The sequence below is a fragment of the Arthrobacter sp. S39 genome (assembly GCF_004320525.1).
Classification (GTDB): Bacteria; Actinomycetota; Actinomycetes; order Actinomycetales; family Micrococcaceae; genus Arthrobacter.
Window position 1 is genome coordinate 39207 of sequence record NZ_SIHX01000009.1, and the last position, 17407, is coordinate 56613.

The following is a 17407-nucleotide window of genomic DNA, read 5'->3' on the forward strand; positions in this document are numbered from 1 at the left end:
CTAGGCCAGGAATCCGGCGTAGAACTCGCGGAGTTCGTCGCCGCCCTTGCTCTTCCAGGTGGCGATGGCGCTGTCCAGGTCGGACATGCCCTTGCGGCCGCGGATGATGTCCTTGGCCAGGTCCTCGAACGGCTTGCCGAGGGAGCCGAACTTGGCAGGTTCCTGGATCTGCATGCCGAAGAAGATGTCCTCCTTGACGTTGGGGGCCTGTCGGGCTTCCCACTCGGACTGGGACTGGACCAGGCCGGGGTACTGGACCATGGAGTTCACGATCGGGGCGTTGACCAGGAACGCGTAGGTGCTGGTGACTTCCTGCGTTCCCTTCTCGGTGGCCTGGGGGATGCCCTGCCCGTCGCGGGTGAAGTGCACGCCTTCAACCCCGCTGTTGATCATGACGTTTTCCTCCGTTCCGAAGGGGGCGGCCATGAAGTTCGCCAAAGCGAGCATCTCCTCCACCTTGGCCGGGTCTGTCTTCTTGATAAAGCTGAAGATCGCCGCAGGCTGGGCCCGGAACAGGGTGGGTTTGCCGCCGTCCGGGGCGAAGTAGTCCATGGGCTGCATGTTGAACTTGGGATTGGACGGCAGGACGCGTGCCAAGGCCTCGTGCCAGCCGCCCATGCCGTCCGAGGTCATCAGGGTGGCGCCGGATTCGAAGCGCTGCTTGGCTTGCTGCGAGTTTCCGGCAACTGCGTCCGGGTGGACGGAGCCGTCGGCGAACAGCTTGGCGGTCCATTCCATGGCGGCGCGGTACTCGTCGGTTTCGAACTTGTTCTGGAGCTTGCCGTCCACCTTCTTCCACTTGGGGACCACCCCGTGCATGATCTGCGCACCCGTCCAGACGTCCTCGGAACCCCAGCGGTTCTTGGAAGCGTCCGTGAGTTCCTTCGCCACGCTGCGGTATTCGTCAGCGGACGCGGGCGGTTCGACGCCAAGGGACTCGAAGAGGTCCGCGCGGTAGAAGATGGCGTCGGAGATCAGCGCGCCGGGGTAGGGCAGTCCATACAGTCCGCCCTCGAAACAGCCCATCTTCCAGGCCGCCGTGGGGATGTTGGCCAGGTTGGGGTACTTCTTGACCTTGTCGCCGGCCAGGAACGGCGAGAGATCGGTGAAGATGCTGGTGGCGGCCTGGCCGAAGCGTGGCGGCATGTTCCAGGCGGGGATCACCATCCAGTCCGGAACGTCCTTCGGCGAAGCGAGGACCGTCTGGACCTTGTCGGCGTAGGTGTTGCCGTCGTTGACCTGGAAGTTGATGGTGGCGCCGAGCTTTTCGTTGACGGCCTTGTAGTAACCGTTGTCCGGCAGGGCGGGCGGGACAGCCCACCATGCCGGGGTCATCACGGTGTATGTTCCGCCGGAGCCGGGGGCGGTGGCCACTGACTTGACCAGGGACTTCGGGATGGAGGTGAAGCCCGGCGTCGAACCGTTGACGGAGGGGATGTCCGGCTTGACCAGGTCCAGCGGGAGGTAGGACGGGACCAGTTTGGCCACGGTCTCGGCGAGGCCCCCGGAGGTGGTGGCCTGCGGGGCGGCGGCGCCGGTGCCGCAGGCGGTGAGGGCGGCCGGCGCGGCAGCCAGGAACACGGCGCCGCTGAGGATTCCCAGGAAGGAACGCCGGCCGACGCCGGCGGATCCGGCCTCGGCGAGCAGGGTGGAACCTGTTTTCTGGGGACGGCGGCCGCGTGACGGGTCCGCATGGTGACCAAGCATAATCAGCACTCCTTTGTGGTGGATCTTGCATCAGTGATTTCGAAGGTTTGTCGAACCGCTTCGATTAGGATCAGAGTAGAGCATCACCATTTCGCCCGCAAGACTCCAACGTGTTGCGTGTCACAAAGAGCGATGCCACACTGGACTTCGATACATTTGTAGAAGCGCTTAAACAATCCCGCCGTACAATCACAGCCGATTGGACCCTCCGTGCCCCCTGCCTCCCCAGCCATCGCCACCCCCTCAAAGGCGCAAGGCCTCCTGGACTGCCTCTCCCGCGACCAGAAGATCGCCATGCTCCACCAGCACGCGCCCGCGGTCGAATCCCTGGGCCTGGCACCGTTCCATACCGGGGCGGAGGCTGCCCACGGTGTGGCGTGGCTGGGCCCGGCCACCGTCTTTCCGCAGCCGGTGGGCCTGGCTGCCAGCTGGGATGAGGACCTGATCCGCCGGGTGGGTACCGCCGTCGGCCGTGAACTCCGCGGCAAGAAGGCGGATGACGCCAGCGTGGGCACCAACGCCTGGGCACCGGTGGTGAATCCGCTGCGGCATCCGCTGTGGGGGCGCAACGAGGAAGGTTTCTCCGAGGATCCGCACCTCACCGCCGCCCTGGCCGGGGCCTATTGCGCCGGACTCAAAGGCGACCACGAAATGTTCTGGCTGACGGTGCCCACGCTGAAGCACTTCCTGGCCTACAACAACGAGGCCGACCGGAACGTGTCCAGCAGCCAGCTGCGGGCCCGTGTGCTCCACGAATACGAGCTTCCGGCCTATCGCGGCCCCATCGAGGACGGCGCTGCCGGCGCGGTGATGCTGTCCTACAACCTGGTCAACGGCCGGCCGGCCCACGTCTCGGACCTCGTGGCCCGCGAGCTGCGGCAGTGGCGGAACGGGGAGGACATCACCATCGTCACCGACGCCGGCGCGCCGTCTTCGCTGTACACCGCGGAGAAGTATTTCGACGACGGCCCGTCCGCCTACGCGGCTGCCCTCCGCGCCGGAGTGGACAGTTTCACCGAAGACAGCGACAACCCCGAGCCGTCGCTCAGGCATCTGCACGAGGCCCTGGACCGCGGGCTGATCACGGACGCGGACATCGATCGCGCGGTGCTCCGGCTGCTCACTCTCCGCGAGCGGACCGGCGAATTCGAGCCCGACGGCGGCCCGTACGGCTCGCTCGGGCCTGAGCTCGTGGGCGATCCGGCCCATGTGGCGCTGGCCCGGGAAGCGGCCCGGAAGTCGGTGGTGCTGCTTCGGAACGGACCGGTGGCCGATGAGGCGGCTCCCGTGCTTCCGCTGGGATCGGCGCCCGGAAAGGTGGCGGTGATCGGCGCCCTGGGCTCCACGGTACTGAGCGACTGGTACAGCGGCACACTGCAGGACGAGGTCAGCATTGTCGAAGGCCTGTCGGCACGCTACGGCGACGTGGTGGCGGAGGTCGGCGTGGACGTGGTCTCTCTCCGGTGTGTCCGGACCGGCACGTACCTCGGCGCCGGGGACCCTGACACGGCCCTTACCGCCGGTACTGCCGCGCCCGGGCTGGCAGAGACGTTCATCCTCAAGGACTGGGGCGGCGGCGAATGCACGCTGCAGTCCCCCGGCACTGGCAAGTTCGTGGCCGCCGATGGCTACTACCTTAAAGCGTCGGCGGACAGGGTGGGCGGCTGGGTGGTGCAGGAGACGTTCCGGCTGCACCCCGCAGTGGGCGGGACGGTGTCCCTCCAGCACATCGGCACCGGGAAGTGGGTGCGGATTGAAGCGCACACCGGAAGCGCCGCGCTGTCCGCAGCAACCGAAGAAGCGGCGGACCGCTTCGTTTTACGGACCGTCCGGTCCGGCCAGCAGGCCGCCCGGGATGCCGCCGCCGCGGCCGATGTCGCCGTCGTCGTGGTGGGAAACGATCCGCACCTGGGCGGCCGGGAAACCATCGACCGGTCCACCCTTGCCCTCCCCGAGCCCGAGCAGGAGCTGATTCGCCTGGTCCGGGAAGCGAACCCGCGGACCGTCCTGGTGATTGTTTCGTCCTACCCTTACGCCCTGGGATCCCTGGCGGACACTCCCGCAATTGTGTGGACTTCGCATGCCGGCCAGGCGCTGGGCAGCGGCCTGGCGGACATCCTCAGCGGCGACTTTGAACCCACCGGACGGCTGGCCCAGACCTGGTGGCAGCGGGACGCCGACCTGCCCGACATCCTGGACTACGACCTCATCGCCTCGCGGGGCACGTACCTGTACAGCACCGCCGAGCCGCTCTACGCACTGGGGCACGGCCTCGGCTACAGCACTGTCAGCTACGAATCCGTGACGCTGGCTGGCGAAGGGACAGCGGAGACCGGGATCGACGTAGTGGTGCGCAACACCGGCACCAGGACCGCGCACGAGCTGGTCCAGGTCTACGCGGCATCCCCCGGCCACCGTTTCGAGTTCCCGCGGCGGCTCCTGGTGGCGCACCGCCGGCTCGAGCTGGCACCCGGCGAGCGCAGGACCGTACGCATTCCGGTGCCGCTGGACCGGCTGGCCACGTTCAGCGTCACGGCCGGACGGATGCTGGTGGAACCGGGAACGTACGAGCTGATGGTGGGTCCCTCGGCAAACAGCCTGCCGCTGGGCGTCGAGCTGTCTGTTACTGGTGAGGGAAGCGGCCCTCGCCCCCGCGGCGCCTGGATCCGCGCCGAGCTGTTCGACGAATGCTCCAACCTCGCGCTGGTGCCGGAAACGCCGTTGGCGGGTACCGCCGTCGCGCCCTTTTCAGCGCAGCAAAGCGCGACGGCGGTCTACCGCGGCTGGGAGGGCGGCAGGCCTGGGCGCGTGGCGATCCGGCTCACGGCAGGCGCCGGCGCCGGCAGGGTTGTGGTGCAGCTGCCAGGACGCGGCGGCACCTGGACTGACGCCGCGGAGGCTGCAGTTGGTCCCGGGTTCGACGACGAACTGCTGCTGGAACTGGACGCCCCGGGGCTGGACGGCGGGAGCGGCGGACTGGAGTCGGTGCGGATTGTCCTGGCCGGCCCGCTGACGGTGAGCGAGCTGAAGGTGACCTGACCAAACGGGTGTCCGGGCTGCGCCGTCGAACTCTGATTCCCTCTTCAATTGTGATGGTGTGAAGGCCATCATTGGAGTCATCGAGCGCTGCGCTTCAGATCGGAGTTGGCCATGATCCAGGCATTGTTGTGCAAATTGAATGTCCGCCACGAGTGGCACGTTGAACATGCCGAAGACGGTGGCTTGTACAAGCGTTGCCTGCGCTGCGGTAAGGATGGCTACGACGGGGACGGCGCCAATAACGGCTGGGCGCTGACGAAGTGGTGGTAGCCTGCCGCCTTCGCTCCAGGGCTGCAGCCCCGCCACCAGGGCCGTCTACAGCGTGGCCGGATCGGTATTGGCGCCGCAGAGGATGACCGCTACGCGCTCCCCCGCCGCCGGCACATAGGCGCCGGCATGCAGGGCGGCAAACGCCGCCGCGGCACCGTGTTCCACCACCAGACGGTACTCATCCCAGAGCCGGCTGCGCGCGGCGACGATGTCGGCGTCGGACACCAGGACACTTTCGACGCCGGTCCTGACCGCCACTGCGAAGCCGATCCCGCCGATGCTGCGGGCTCCCAGCGAGTCGGCGGCGACGCCGGATACCGACACATCAACGGGATGCCCCGCCGCGAGGGCGGCGTGGAGCGTAGGTGCGGTCTCCGGTTCGACGGCCACCACCTTGGCGTGTCCTTCGACGGCGGCCGCGATTCCGGCCATCAGCCCGCCGCCGCCCACTGCCACCAGCACAGTATCCACCTCGCCCAGCTGGTCCAGGAGTTCAGAGCCTACGGTGCCGGCGCCTGCCGCGATCTCGGGCTGGTCGTAGGCGTGGCAGTACACGGCGCCGGTCTGCGCTGCGTGGGCAATGGCGGCCTCGTAGGCCACGGCGTATTCGGCACCGCCCTGGACAACCGTGGCGCCGATAGCCTCGAGCTTCCGGACCTTGAAGGCGGGGGCGGAATCCGGCACAAACACGGTTGCCGGAACACCCAGCTGGGCGGCGGCATAGGCGTTGGCCAGCCCGGCGTTTCCGCCGGAGGCCACCACCACGCCCACCTCGGGGCGCAGCTCGCCCCGTTCCTTGCTGGCGAGGATCCGGTTGAGGGCACCGCGGGCCTTGAAGGTTCCGGTGTGCTGCATGAACTCGCACTTGAACCAGACCGGCCCCGGGAACGTGCCCGGGTCGGCTTCGAGGACCGGCGTCAGCCGGGTGAGGCCTTTGATCCGGGCAGCGGCCTGGTCGACGTCGGCGCGGGTAATCATGAAGGGCTCCTGGGTGTGGCTGATGGGGCGGCAAGCCAGGAGGCTGGCCCGCCGCCCTGACGCTCCAGCCTAACGAACCCCGGCGGCAGGTTCGGGGAGGGCCGGCGCCCCGCTCCCCGGTTCCGTGCCCGCCGTCGGACCAGCCGCCGTCGAAACACCATCGACTGCTCCAGCAACGCCGTTTTGAGCTCCCAAAAGGGCGTTGTTGGAGCTATCGACGGACGTCGCCGCCCCGGGTTCCCCTTCCGCCAGCTCGCCGCGGAAGGCGCGGAGCATGGCTTCGCGGTCGAACTGGCCTTCCCATTTGGCCACCACGAAGGTGGCCACACAGTTCCCCAGGAGATTGACGGAAACCCGCATCGAATCCATGAGCCGGTCCGCGCCGAGCAGCAGGGCGACGCCGGCCACCGGGAAGATGCCGAGGGCGGCGGCGGTGGCGGAGAGGGCCAGGAAGGCGGAGCCGGGGACACCGGCCATGCCTTTGGAAGTGAGCATCAGGATGCCCAGGGCGGCAAGCTGCTGGCCGAGGTCCAGGTGGTGGCCGAACGCCTGGGCCAGGAAGAGCAGGGAGATGGAAAGGTAGAGCGCGGCGCCGTCGAGGTTGAAGGAGTATCCCGTGGGAACCACCAGTCCGGTGGTGGCGCGGGAGCAGCCGGCGTTGGTCAGCTTGGTCATGATGCGGGGCAGCACCGATTCGGTGGAGGCCGTGCCCAGTGCCAGCAGGAATTCCTCGCGGGAGTACTTGATGAACTGCCAGAGGGGAACGCGCGGATAAACCCAGGCCACCACGAACAGCAGGCCGATAAAGACGATGGCGGCGCCGTAGCAGGCGGCGATCAGGAGCGCGTAGGTGCTCAGGGAACCCAGTCCGTACTGGCCGATGATGAACGCCATGGCACCGAAGGCCCCGATGGGAGCCACCCGCATGACCCACGCCATGATCTTGAAGAAGAGCTCCAGGACGGTCTCCAGCAGGCTGATCACGGGCATGCACCGTTCACGGCCCACCACCACGATCGCTGCTCCGAAGAACACCGAGAAGCAGAGCACCTGCAGCAGGCTGTTGTTGGCGAAGGCTCCCACCACGCTGGTCGGGATGACGCCCAGCAGGAACTGTCCGGCGTCCTTGGGCGGTGCTGTGCCCGTTTTGGCGTTGACGGCGTCCTGCGAAAGCGTGCTGGGGTCGATGTTGAGTCCTGCGCCGGGCTGGATGATGTTGCCGACGATCAGCCCGAACACCAGGGCGAACAGGGTTGCTCCCGTGAAGTAGACGAGTGCCTTGACCCCGACCCTGCCGACCGCCTTGACGTCGCCCACCGCCGAGATGCCTGTGACGATTACCAGGAAAATCAAGGGGGCGATGATCATCTTGATGAGCTGGATGAAACCGTCACCCAGGGGACGCAGGCCGGAACCGATGTCCGGCCAGAAGTGTCCTATCCCGATTCCCAAACACACGGCGATGAGGATCTGGAAGAACAGGGATGCGTAGAACGGCTTCTTCGTCCGGGCCGGAGCCGCGGGAGCCGGGGCGCCGGAAGCGGAGGCCGCAGGGGCGGAGGGGAGGATCATGGCGTTGCCTATCAACGAAGGAAACGGCTGGAGCCGTTCGGGTCACAGGCAACGCTAGGGACGCAGTGTTTCGCGCAGGATAAATCCATACTGCGGAAATGTTTAACCGCAAAATGGAAAAGCAGGCAGTCCTAGTTCAGGGAAAGGACCAGGTAGAGGGCCGTGAGGACCGCGACTGTGGGTGTCATGACCAGGCGCTCGGGTTTGCTGCGGGATATGCCGTTCAGCACGATGCCGAGCGCGAAGTAGCCGGTCAGGACCCAGCAGGCGACATCGGTAAAACCCTCACTGACAAGCGGCGGGGCCACGCCGGCCTTGGCCAGCGCCACGTAGGCGATCAGGACGTACAGGGCAATGGACGTGGCGCTGCCGATCCGCAGCTTGGCGGGAAGCACGTCATGCTGGCCGCCCCAGGCGAACCTGCCCAGCGGCGCCCCGGCAATGAGTGCCGCCTGGAAGACGGCCAGGGCGGCCAGAAGGGCACTCGCGGCAATGGCGGCAACCTGGACAATGGGCATCGGGACGCACGCTCCTGGTGTCAATGGCATACCGTTGCAGGCAACCGTCGGCCTTCAGCTTAGTGTGACCTCCGACGCATGGCGGGACGATCACGCGGTCCCTACCGTTAAACCATTGGCGAAAGGAGGCTACGTGCTTATTGTCTTAACCGGAATCGACGGCTCGGGAAAATCCACGGCCGCCGCCGCCTTGGTGTCCGAGGCCCGGGCCGAGGGCAGGAATGCCCTGCTGCTCAGCAACCACGCCGGCCGGCGCAGCATGTCCGTGCTGGCCCAGCGGCTCGGCATCCAGTGGCCACGCCGCCTTGCCGACGCCGCGGAAACCACGCTCCGCGTCATCAACGTGCTCGCCTCCCATGCCAAGGCCAGCCGGTTCGACGGCCTGGTGGTCATGGACCGCCACCTCCACTGCCAGCTGGCACTGCGCGCCGCCAAGGGCCTGCCGCGCGGCCGGTTCCTCCCATGGCTCCTGTCCGCCCTGCCCGCAGCCGACGCCGTCGTGCACCTGGACGTGGAACCCGCGCTGGCGCATCAGCGCATCGTGGCCCGCGGCACCGACGACGAAACGCTGGCAGACCTGATGGCCCTGCGGGACGCCTACCGCGCCATGCCCGAGTATCCGGGCTTCGTCCTGCTCGACGCCGACTGCCAGCCGGCTGAAGTGGTGGCCCGGCTCGCCCGCATCGTGGACCAGGAGGCAGCCGCTGCGGCGTTGGCCGGGCTGGCCTGAATCCGGCCTCAGGTCAGCGCATGCATCCCATGGCTGCGGGGGCGGCCAAACGAAGCGGCACCCAGGAATTCGATGGCGACGAACGGCTCGTCCCCTACCACCCACTCGTCATGCCCGGGCGGCAGCGCATAGGTGTCGTTCGCGTGGATCGTGGAGCGGACGCCGTCGGCCGTTTCAATCTGGAGCGAGCCGGAGACGCAGTAGCCGAGATGGTTGTGCTCGCAGAAAGCGGTCAACTCCGCGGGTTTGGCGGACTCGGACCAGCGCCAGCCTGGCGCCAGGATCAGCCGGGCAACGGAGTAGTCGTCAACGGTGACAAGGTCGAACTCCGCCTTGTCCGGGCACCGCTTCCTGTCCGGAATATCAAAGGACTTAACTGCCAAAGCTCTGATGAAATTTGCGGTCATGAGGACACTGCCTACGGATCTATTTGTGGGGTGCCTGGCGGCGAACCAGACAATGGGTTCGGATACCGACGTGCGGTGAAGTTATACGGAGACCAAGGAGTCGCGTGCGCTTCTAGCCCCGGCGCACACTCAACCAGCAGACCCCTGCTGGTGTATCTCTAAAGGTATCCCTGTGGCACCTGAAGTCAATGGGTTCCGCTAACCGGCGGACACCGCCCTGATCAGTCGTGGGCGGGTTCGCCGGTGATCCGGTGGTCGGCGTGGTTGAACGTCTCGCGGATCAGCCGGACAAGGTGTCCGTCACGGAGGGAGTAGATGACGTGGCGGCCGTCTTTGCGCGTGTCCACCAGGCCGCTGAGCCGGAGCTTGGCCAAGTGCTGGCTCGCCACAGTCCGGGGCACGCCGGCCGCAACGGTGAGTTCGGTGACGGTCTTCGGACCTTCGGCGAGCTGCCAGAGCAGATGCAGACGGGTCGGCTCGGCGAGCATCCGCAGCGTTCCGGCAGCGGTTTCCAGCAGCTCCGGACCCGGCGTGACCGGATGGACCAGCGAAGGCGTCTCAGGTGCGAAGACCCCTGGCGTGCCGGGTTGGGTGCTCAAGGCTCTGCTCCTTCTCCGACGGTTCCAAGGCTGCTCCGGCGTGGTGCCGCGGCCAGGACAGGAACGCGCCTGCGCTTCCTATCATCGCAATAATTGTCAACGTCGCGGCCGCCCAGCCCAAACCGGCCACGGCCCCGACCCACCCGGCCAGCGGATAGGTCAGGATGTAGCAGGCATGCGAGAGGGAGAACTGGGCCGTAAACACGTACGGCCGCGTCTCCTCCGTTGATGCGTTCCGCAACAGCCGCGACGACGGCGTGAGAATCGTTGAGTTCGCGGCGCCGAGCAGGAACCACAACCCCAGCAGCGGCCACCAGCCACCGCCCGGGATACTGAGCAGCGTGAGCGCCGCCGCGCCAGCCAGGACAACCGGAATGACGGCGGCGCCGGTGAGCATCACGGCCCGCTCCCCGAACCGGTCCAGGACCCTCGGCGCCGACAGCGCCACGACCATGGAACCGACGCCGAAGCATGCCAGCGCGAGGGCCAGGTCTGTGTCCGGCCGGTGCAGGACGTCACGGACGTAGACCACCGTGTTGACCAGCACCAGGGCCGTGGGTGCCGCGACCACCAGATTCAGCGCCAGCAGGGACCGCAGCCGCCGGTTCCGCCAGAAAATCCGGGTGCCCAGGGTGGTCCGGTGCCACAGCGGGGCCTGCGGGCCGGCCGCCACCGGAACCTTTGGCAGGACGGTGATCCCGACCATCAACGCCGAGAACAGGAACCCGCCTACGGTGCCGAGGAAGAGGTTGTTGTAGCTGAACACCGTCAGCAGCAGGGCGGCCACCGCCGGGCTGACGAGGGCTTCCAGGTCATAGGCCAGCCGGGACAGGGACAAAGCCCGGGTGTAATCCTTCTCCCGGGTCACGATGGTGGGGATCAGCGACTGGAACGCCGGGGTGAACGTCGCTGACGCTGACTGAAGCACGAAGATCACGACGTAGATCTGCCAGACGTCGGTGATGAACGGCAGGGACAAAGCCATGGCTGCCCTGATCAGGTCCGCCCCGATCAGGACCGTCTTCTTAGGCCACCGCACCACCAGCGCGTTAATCACCGGGGCCAGTCCCACATAGGCCAGCATCTTGATCGTGAGCGCCGTGCCGAGCACCGCGCCGGCGCTACTCCCGGCCAGATCGTAGGCCAACAGTCCCAGCGCCACCGTCAGCAGGCCGGTGCCGACCAGGGCCACGGCCTGGGCGGCGAACAGCCGCCGGTACGTCACGTTCTTCAGAACCGACAACATCAAAGCCCCTCAAGTGCATGCGTGCGCGTATATGCACCTATTGTACGACCCTGCACCCCCCTTGACTCACCCACCCTCCCTTCCCTACACTTTTCATAAAGCAGAATCTAAATTCCACAAAGCGGAAACTCAACACAGAGTGAAGCGGCTGGAGGATAGATCAAAGCCCCTCCCCGGAAGGACCTACGATGACGTACACAGTGAACTGCTCCATCCTCCTGACGGAGCTGCCGTTGCTCGAGCGCCCCGCAGCCGCGAAGGCAGCCGGCTTTGACGCCGTCGAGTTCTGGTGGCCCTTCGAAACTTCAGTCCCCACCGACGCCCAGGTCACCGGATTCGAGAACGCCATCAAGGACGCCGGCGTTCAGCTCACCGGCCTGAACTTCAACGCCGGCAACATGCCGGGCGGTGACCGCGGCCTGGTGTCCTGGCCCGCACGCTCCACCGAATTCCAGGACAACATCGACGTTGTCGCCGGCATCGGCGAGCGCCTGGGCTGCAAGGCCTTCAATGCCCTCTACGGAAACCGCATCGACGGCGAATCGGCTGAGAAGCAGGACGCCATCGGCGCCGAAAACCTCGCGACGGCGGCTGCCGGTGTCGCGCGCATCGGCGGCACCGTCCTCCTCGAACCGGTCAGCGGCGCACCCAGGTACCCGCTCCTCGCGGCCAAAGACGCACTCAAGGTCATCGCCCGGGTGAAGGCGGAGTCCGGCGTCGACAACGTCAAGCTCCTCGCCGACTTCTACCACCTGGCAGTCAACGGGGACGACGTCGCCGCCGTCATCGAAAACCACGCCAAGGACTTCGGCCACATCCAGATCGCCGACAACCCCGGCCGCGGGGCTCCCGGAACCGGAGAGCTTCCCCTCGGCGAATGGATCGCCCGCAGCCGCGAACTCGGCTACGAGGGCTACATCGGCCTCGAATACAAGGAACCGCAGGAAACGGCCTTCAGCTGGGCCATCCGCCAGCGCGTCTCGCGCTAACCACCAAGACTTCAGAAAAGAGAACCATCATGAGCAACGTTGCAGTCATCGGACTCGGAATCATGGGCCTGCCCATGGCCATCAACCTCGTCAAGGCCGGCCACACGGTCACCGGCTTCAACCGCAGCCAGGACAAGATCGACAAGCTCGTCTCCGAAGGCGGCAAGGGTGCCTCGAGCATCGCTGACGCCGTGAAGGATGCCGACGTCGTTATCACCATGGTGCCGGACTCCCCCGATGTGGAGGGTGTTGTCAGCGGCCCGGACGGGGTCTTCGCCAACGCCACGAAGGGCACCCTGTGGATTGACGCCTCCAGCATCCGTCCGGACGTCGCCAAGCGCCTCTCCGAGGAAGCCACCGCAGCGGGCATCCGCCCGCTGGATGCGCCGGTTTCCGGCGGCGAGCAGGGCGCCATTGACGCCGTCCTGTCCATCATGGTCGGCGGCGAAAAGGCAGACTTCGAGGCGGCACAGGATGTCCTGAACGCCGTTGGCAAGACCATCGTGCACGTCGGCCCGTCCGGCTCCGGCCAGACCGTCAAGGCAGCCAACCAGCTGATCGTCGCCGTCAACATCCAGGTCCTCGGCGAGGCCATCGCTTTCCTCGAGGCCTACGGCGTGGACACCGACGCCGCCCTCAAGGTCCTCGGCGGCGGCCTGGCCGGCTCCAAGGTCCTGGACCAGAAGGGCCAGAAGATGCTCGACCGCAACTTCGACCCCGGCTTCCGCCTCGCCCTCCACCACAAGGACCTCGGCATCGTCACCTCCGCCGCCCGCGAAGCCAACGTCGCCGTCCCCCTCGGCGCCGTCGTCGCACAGCTCGTCGCCGCCACCGTCAACCAGGGCGACGGCGGCCTCGACCACTCGGGACTCTTCAAGCAGGTCCTCAAGCTCAGCGGCCGCGAGTAGGCACCTCCGGCAGTAGCCGGACAACAAGCAAACCGGCGATCCGCCGTCGTACATCTACGACGGCGGCTCCCCCAGCACACCCAAATTCCGCCCCCAGCGGGCACCCCAAAGACTTTCAAGGAGCACACCATGAGCAAGATGCGTACCGTTGATGCAGCGGTTGCCATCCTGGAAAAGGAAGGCGCCATCGAGGCGTTCGGCCTGCCAGGCGCGGCAATCAATCCCTTCTACTCCGCCATGCGGGCCCACGGCGGCATCCGCCACACGCTGGCCCGCCACGTTGAAGGCGCCAGCCACATGGCCGACGGGTACTCCCGCGCCAAGGACGGCAACATCGGCATCTGCATTGGCACGTCCGGCCCCGCCGGCACCGACATGATCACGGGGCTGTACGCGGCCTGGGCCGATTCCATCCCGATGCTCTGCATCACCGGCCAGGCCCCTGTGGCCAAGCTGCACAAGGAAGACTTCCAGGCCGTGGACATCGAGTCCATCGCCAAGCCGGTCACCAAGATGGCCATGACCGTGCTTGAGCCGGGCCAGGTTCCGGGCGCCTTCCAGAAGGCCTTCCAGCTGATGCGCTCCGGCCGTCCGGGCCCGGTCCTGCTGGACCTGCCCATCGACGTGCAGATGGCCGAGATCGAATTCGACATCGACACCTACGAGCCGCTGCCCGTCGAGAAGCCCAAGGCCAGCCGCAAGCAGCTGGAAAAGGCCCTGGACATGCTGACCGCCGGCGAGCGTCCGCTGATCGTGGCCGGCGGCGGCATCATCAACGCCGGTGCGTCCGAGCAGCTGGTGGAACTGGCCGAGATCCTGGGCGTTCCCGTGATCCCCACCCTGATGGGCTGGGGCTCCATCGCGGATGACCACCCGCTGATGGCCGGCATGGTGGGCCTGCAGACCTCGCACCGCTACGGCAACGAGAACTACCTGCGCAGCGACTTCGTGATCGGCATCGGCAACCGCTGGGCCAACCGCCACACGGGCGGGCTGGACACGTACACGGCCGGACGCAAGTTCGTGCACATCGACATCGAACCCACGCAGATCGGCCGTGTGTTCTCCCCGGACCTGGGCATCGCGTCCGACGCCGGTGCGGCGCTGGCCGGGCTCATTGAGCTGGCCCGTGAGCGCCGGGCAGCCAAGTCCCTGCCGGACTACTCAGCCTGGGTCGCCGAATGCGCCGAGCGCAAGGCCAGCCTGCACCGCAAGACGCACTTCGAGAACATCCCGATCAAGCCGCAGCGCGTGTACGAGGAGATGAACCGGGCCTTCGGCCGCGACACCATCTACGTGTCCACCATCGGCCTGTCCCAGATCGCCGGCGCCCAGATGCTGCACGTTTTCGGCCCGCGCAAGTGGATCAACGCCGGCCAGGCAGGTCCGCTGGGCTGGACCGCACCGGCCGCCCTCGGCGTCGTTCGCGGCAAGCCTGACGAGACCGTGGTTGCCCTGTCCGGCGACTACGACTTCCAGTTCATGATCGAGGAACTGGCCGTGGGCGCGCAGTTCAACCTGCCCTACATCCACGTGGTGGTGAACAACTCCTACCTGGGCCTGATCCGGCAGTCGCAGCGAGGCTTCAGTATGGAACAGAACGTGTCCCTGGCGTTCGACAACATCAACTCCCCCGAAACCAACGGCTACGGCGTGGACCACCTCAAGGTTGCCGAGGGCCTGGGCTGCAAGGCCGTCCGGGTGGAGGACCCCAACGACCTCGCCGCCGCGTTCGACAAGGCCAAGGCCCTCATGGGCGAATTCCAGGTGCCGGTGGTGGTGGAAGTGATCCTGGAAAAGATCACCAACATCTCCATGGGTGTGGAAATCAACGCCATCAACGAGTTCGAGGAACTGGCCGAGACCGCCGCCGACGCCCCCACCGCCATCCTGGCCCTGCAGGCCTAACATGCGGATCGTGATCGCACCGGACAAGTTCAAGGGATCGCTGTCCGCCCCGGACGTCTGCAGGCACCTCGAAAAGGGCCTGCAGGCGGCCGCCGGCGGGAACCTGGACATCCTCCGGATCCCCGTGGCCGACGGCGGCGAAGGCACCCTCGATGCCGCCGTCGGCTCCGGCTTCGCCCGCCGGAGCGCCACGGTCAGCGGCCCCACCGGCGAACCCGTCCGGGCGGACTTTGCCGTCCGCGGCCACGAGGCAGTCATCGAGATGGCGGCGGCATCGGGCCTGGCCCTGCTCCCGCAGGTACTCAGCGGCGGCCAGCCGGATTCTGCCACCGCCACCACGGCCACCAGCCTGGGCACCGGGCAGCTGATCCGGGCGGCGCTGGATGCCGGCTGCCGGCGCATCGTGCTGGGCGTGGGCGGCAGCGCGAACACCGACGGCGGCGCCGGGCTGCTGCAGGGACTCGGCGCCAGGTTCCTGGACGCCACAGGCAACGAACTTCCCGCGGGAGGGGCCGCCCTGGCCAACCTGCACCGCATCGACTTCACAGACTTTGAACCCCGTCTCGTGGAAACACGCTTTGTGCTGGCGTCCGACGTCGACAACCGCCTGCTGGGCCCCCAGGGCGCCGCGGCGGTTTTCGGCCCGCAAAAGGGCGCCACACCCCAGGATGTCGATCTGCTCGACACCGCCCTGGCCAGGTTTGTCGAAGTCCTGGCCAGGGAAATCGGATTCCGCGCCGAGCGCGCGGCGGAAGCACCGGGAGCCGGGGCAGCCGGCGGGGTGGGCTATGCGGCCATCGCGGTCCTGGCCGCCACGCGGCGGCCGGGCATCGACGTCGTGCTTGAATTCACCCAGCTGGCCCACCGCCTGGCGGGCGCAGACCTGGTGATCACCGGCGAAGGCAGCCTTGACGAGCAAAGCCTGCTGGGCAAGACGCCCATGGGCGTGGCCCGGGCAGCCGCTGCGGCCGGGATTCCGGTGGTGGCCGTCTGCGGGCGCACCACGCTGAGCCCGGAGCAGCAGCAGGATTCGGGTTTCCGGCAGGTCTACGCACTGACCGCCCTGGAACCCAAGGTAGATATATGTATAGCTGAAGCAGGTTCCCTGCTTGAACAATTGGGAAAGAACATCCTCCACGAGCTGGCCAACCCGGCCGCGGCGGATGCCACCGGCACAAAGGAGCCCCTGAATGTCTGAAGAACACTTTGACCTGGTGATCCGGGGCCAGCGCATCCTCACCACCGCCGGCATCGCACCGCGTGAAGTAGGTGTGCGCGGCGGCAAGATCGTTGCCATCGAACCGCTCGGCAACGGCCTCGCCGGCATCGAAGTGATCGAACTCGCCGACGACGAGACCCTGCTCCCCGGACTCGTTGACACCCACGTCCACGTCAACGAGCCCGGCCGCACCGAGTGGGAGGGTTTCGCGTCCGCCACCCGCGCAGCCGCGGCCGGCGGCGTCACCACCATCATCGACATGCCGCTGAACTCCATCCCGCCCACCACCAACGTGGACGGCCTTAAGCTCAAGCGCGAAGTCGCCGAGGACCAGGCGTTTGTGGACGTCGGATTCTGGGGCGGCGCCATCCCCGGCAACAAGGCAGACCTCCGCCCGCTGCACGACGAGGGTGTGTTCGGCTTCAAGTGCTTCCTGCTGCATTCCGGCGTGGACGAGTTCCCGCACCTGGAAGCGGACGAGATGGAGGAGGACATGGCCGAGCTCAAGTCCTTCGACTCGCTGATGATCGTGCACGCCGAGGACTCCCATGCGATCGACCACGCACCGCACCCGGGCGGGGACCAGTACTCCACGTTCCTCGCGTCCCGCCCACGCGGCGCCGAGAACAAGGCCATCGCCGAGGTCATCGAGCGGGCCCGCTGGACCGGCGCCCGCGCGCACATCCTGCACCTGTCCTCCTCCGACGCGCTGCCCATGATTGCCACGGCAAAGCGCGACGGCGTCCACCTCACCGTGGAAACCTGCCCGCACTACCTGACCCTGATGGCCGAGGAGATCCCCAACGGCGCCACCGCGTACAAGTGCTGCCCGCCCATCCGCGAGGCCTCCAACCGGGAGCTTCTGTGGAAGGGCCTGCAGGACGGCACCATCGACTGCATCGTTTCGGACCACTCCCCCTCCACCCTTGACCTCAAGGACCTGGAAAACGGCGATTTCGCGGTGGCTTGGGGCGGAGTTTCCTCCCTGCAGCTGGGCTTGTCGCTGATCTGGACCGAAGCCCGGCACCGCGGCATCCCGCTGGAACAGGTGGTGTCCTGGATGGCCGAGAAGCCCGCCGCCCTGGCGCGCCTGACCACCAAGGGCCAGCTCGCCCTCGGGTACGACGCCGACTTTGCCGTCTTCGCCCAGGACGAGGCCTTCGTGGTGGACGTCTCCAAGCTCAAGCACAAGAATCCGATCACCCCTTACGACGGCAAGGCGCTCTCCGGCGTGGTCCGGAAGACCTTCCTGCGCGGCAGCGTGGTGGACGGCCAAACCCCCACCGGCAAGCTCATCCGCCGCGGCGGGGTCTGAGG

15 protein-coding genes are annotated in these 17407 nt (G+C 67.1%); 8 read left to right on the forward strand and 7 right to left on the reverse strand.

Annotation, left to right across the window (positions count from 1 at the left end; translation table 11 throughout):
* Positions 1-1707 (reverse strand): extracellular solute-binding protein, encoded by a 1707-nt coding sequence (locus tag EYS21_RS17170; RefSeq protein WP_131134456.1) that lies wholly within the window; start codon positions 1705-1707, stop codon positions 1-3.
* A 210-nt stretch (positions 1708-1917) separates the two neighbouring features.
* Here EYS21_RS17170 and EYS21_RS17175 point away from each other — a divergent pair, with 210 nt between their 5' ends.
* Both EYS21_RS17175 and EYS21_RS23465 read left to right on the forward strand, forming a co-directional pair.
* Positions 1918-4746 (forward strand): glycoside hydrolase family 3 C-terminal domain-containing protein, encoded by a 2829-nt coding sequence (locus EYS21_RS17175; protein ID WP_242633475.1) that lies wholly within the window; start codon positions 1918-1920, stop codon positions 4744-4746.
* Positions 4747-4857: 111 nt separating this feature from the next.
* Complete coding sequence (locus tag EYS21_RS23465; protein ID WP_165478346.1) at positions 4858-5016, forward strand: hypothetical protein; 159 nt, start codon at positions 4858-4860, stop codon at positions 5014-5016.
* Between the two features lie 45 nt (positions 5017-5061).
* Here EYS21_RS23465 and EYS21_RS17180 read toward each other — a convergent pair whose 3' ends face one another.
* The 3 genes from EYS21_RS17180 to EYS21_RS17190 form a co-directional block, all read right to left on the reverse strand.
* Positions 5062-5994 carry a threonine/serine dehydratase gene (locus tag EYS21_RS17180; protein ID WP_131134457.1) on the reverse strand — a complete coding sequence of 311 codons (933 nt, stop codon included), beginning with the start codon at positions 5992-5994 and terminating at the stop codon, positions 5062-5064.
* A 69-nt stretch (positions 5995-6063) separates the two neighbouring features.
* Positions 6064-7566, reverse strand: coding sequence for a cation:dicarboxylase symporter family transporter (locus tag EYS21_RS17185; RefSeq protein ID WP_242633476.1), 1503 nt, complete (start codon positions 7564-7566; stop codon positions 6064-6066).
* A gap of 131 nt (positions 7567-7697) precedes the next feature.
* On the reverse strand, positions 7698-8084 hold the full coding sequence (locus tag EYS21_RS17190; protein WP_242633477.1) for a hypothetical protein: 387 nt from the start codon (positions 8082-8084) through the stop codon (positions 7698-7700).
* Between the two features lie 133 nt (positions 8085-8217).
* On the opposite strand from EYS21_RS17190, the gene EYS21_RS17195 reads away from it, so the two are divergent.
* Entirely contained in the window at positions 8218-8814 is a 597-nt protein-coding gene (locus tag EYS21_RS17195; protein WP_131134458.1) for an AAA family ATPase, read from the forward strand.
* Between the two features lie 8 nt (positions 8815-8822).
* Here the strand turns inward: EYS21_RS17195 and EYS21_RS17200 are convergent, their stop codons facing one another.
* The 3 genes from EYS21_RS17200 to EYS21_RS17210 all read right to left on the reverse strand — a co-directional run bounded on the left by EYS21_RS17200 (position 8823) and on the right by EYS21_RS17210 (position 11066).
* Positions 8823-9221: a cupin domain-containing protein gene (locus EYS21_RS17200; RefSeq protein WP_131134459.1), complete on the reverse strand. Its 399-nt coding sequence runs from the start codon at positions 9219-9221 to the stop codon at positions 8823-8825.
* 221 nt (positions 9222-9442) lie between these two features.
* Positions 9443-9820, reverse strand: coding sequence for a metalloregulator ArsR/SmtB family transcription factor (locus EYS21_RS17205; RefSeq protein WP_131134460.1), 378 nt, complete (start codon positions 9818-9820; stop codon positions 9443-9445).
* Complete coding sequence (locus tag EYS21_RS17210; RefSeq protein ID WP_131134461.1) at positions 9780-11066, reverse strand: MFS transporter; 1287 nt, start codon at positions 11064-11066, stop codon at positions 9780-9782. Before EYS21_RS17210 ends, EYS21_RS17205 begins: the two co-directional genes overlap by 41 nt.
* A 188-nt stretch (positions 11067-11254) precedes the next feature.
* Between EYS21_RS17210 and EYS21_RS17215 the strand changes: the two genes are divergently transcribed.
* The 5 genes from EYS21_RS17215 (at position 11255) to allB (ending at position 17405) form a co-directional block, all read left to right on the forward strand.
* Positions 11255-12055, forward strand: a complete 801-nt coding sequence (locus EYS21_RS17215) for a TIM barrel protein (protein ID WP_131134462.1) — start codon at positions 11255-11257, stop codon at positions 12053-12055.
* A gap of 29 nt (positions 12056-12084) precedes the next feature.
* Entirely contained in the window at positions 12085-12963 is an 879-nt protein-coding gene (locus EYS21_RS17220) for a 2-hydroxy-3-oxopropionate reductase (protein WP_131134463.1), read from the forward strand.
* 129 nt (positions 12964-13092) lie between these two features.
* Positions 13093-14871: a glyoxylate carboligase gene (gene gcl / locus EYS21_RS17225; protein WP_131134464.1), complete on the forward strand. Its 1779-nt coding sequence runs from the start codon at positions 13093-13095 to the stop codon at positions 14869-14871.
* Position 14872: 1 nt separating this feature from the next.
* Complete coding sequence (locus tag EYS21_RS17230) at positions 14873-16069, forward strand: glycerate kinase (RefSeq protein WP_131134465.1); 1197 nt, start codon at positions 14873-14875, stop codon at positions 16067-16069.
* Positions 16062-17405: an allantoinase AllB gene (allB, locus tag EYS21_RS17235; RefSeq protein WP_131134466.1), complete on the forward strand. Its 1344-nt coding sequence runs from the start codon at positions 16062-16064 to the stop codon at positions 17403-17405. Before EYS21_RS17230 ends, allB begins: the two co-directional genes overlap by 8 nt.
* Positions 17406-17407: the final 2 nt, after the last annotated feature.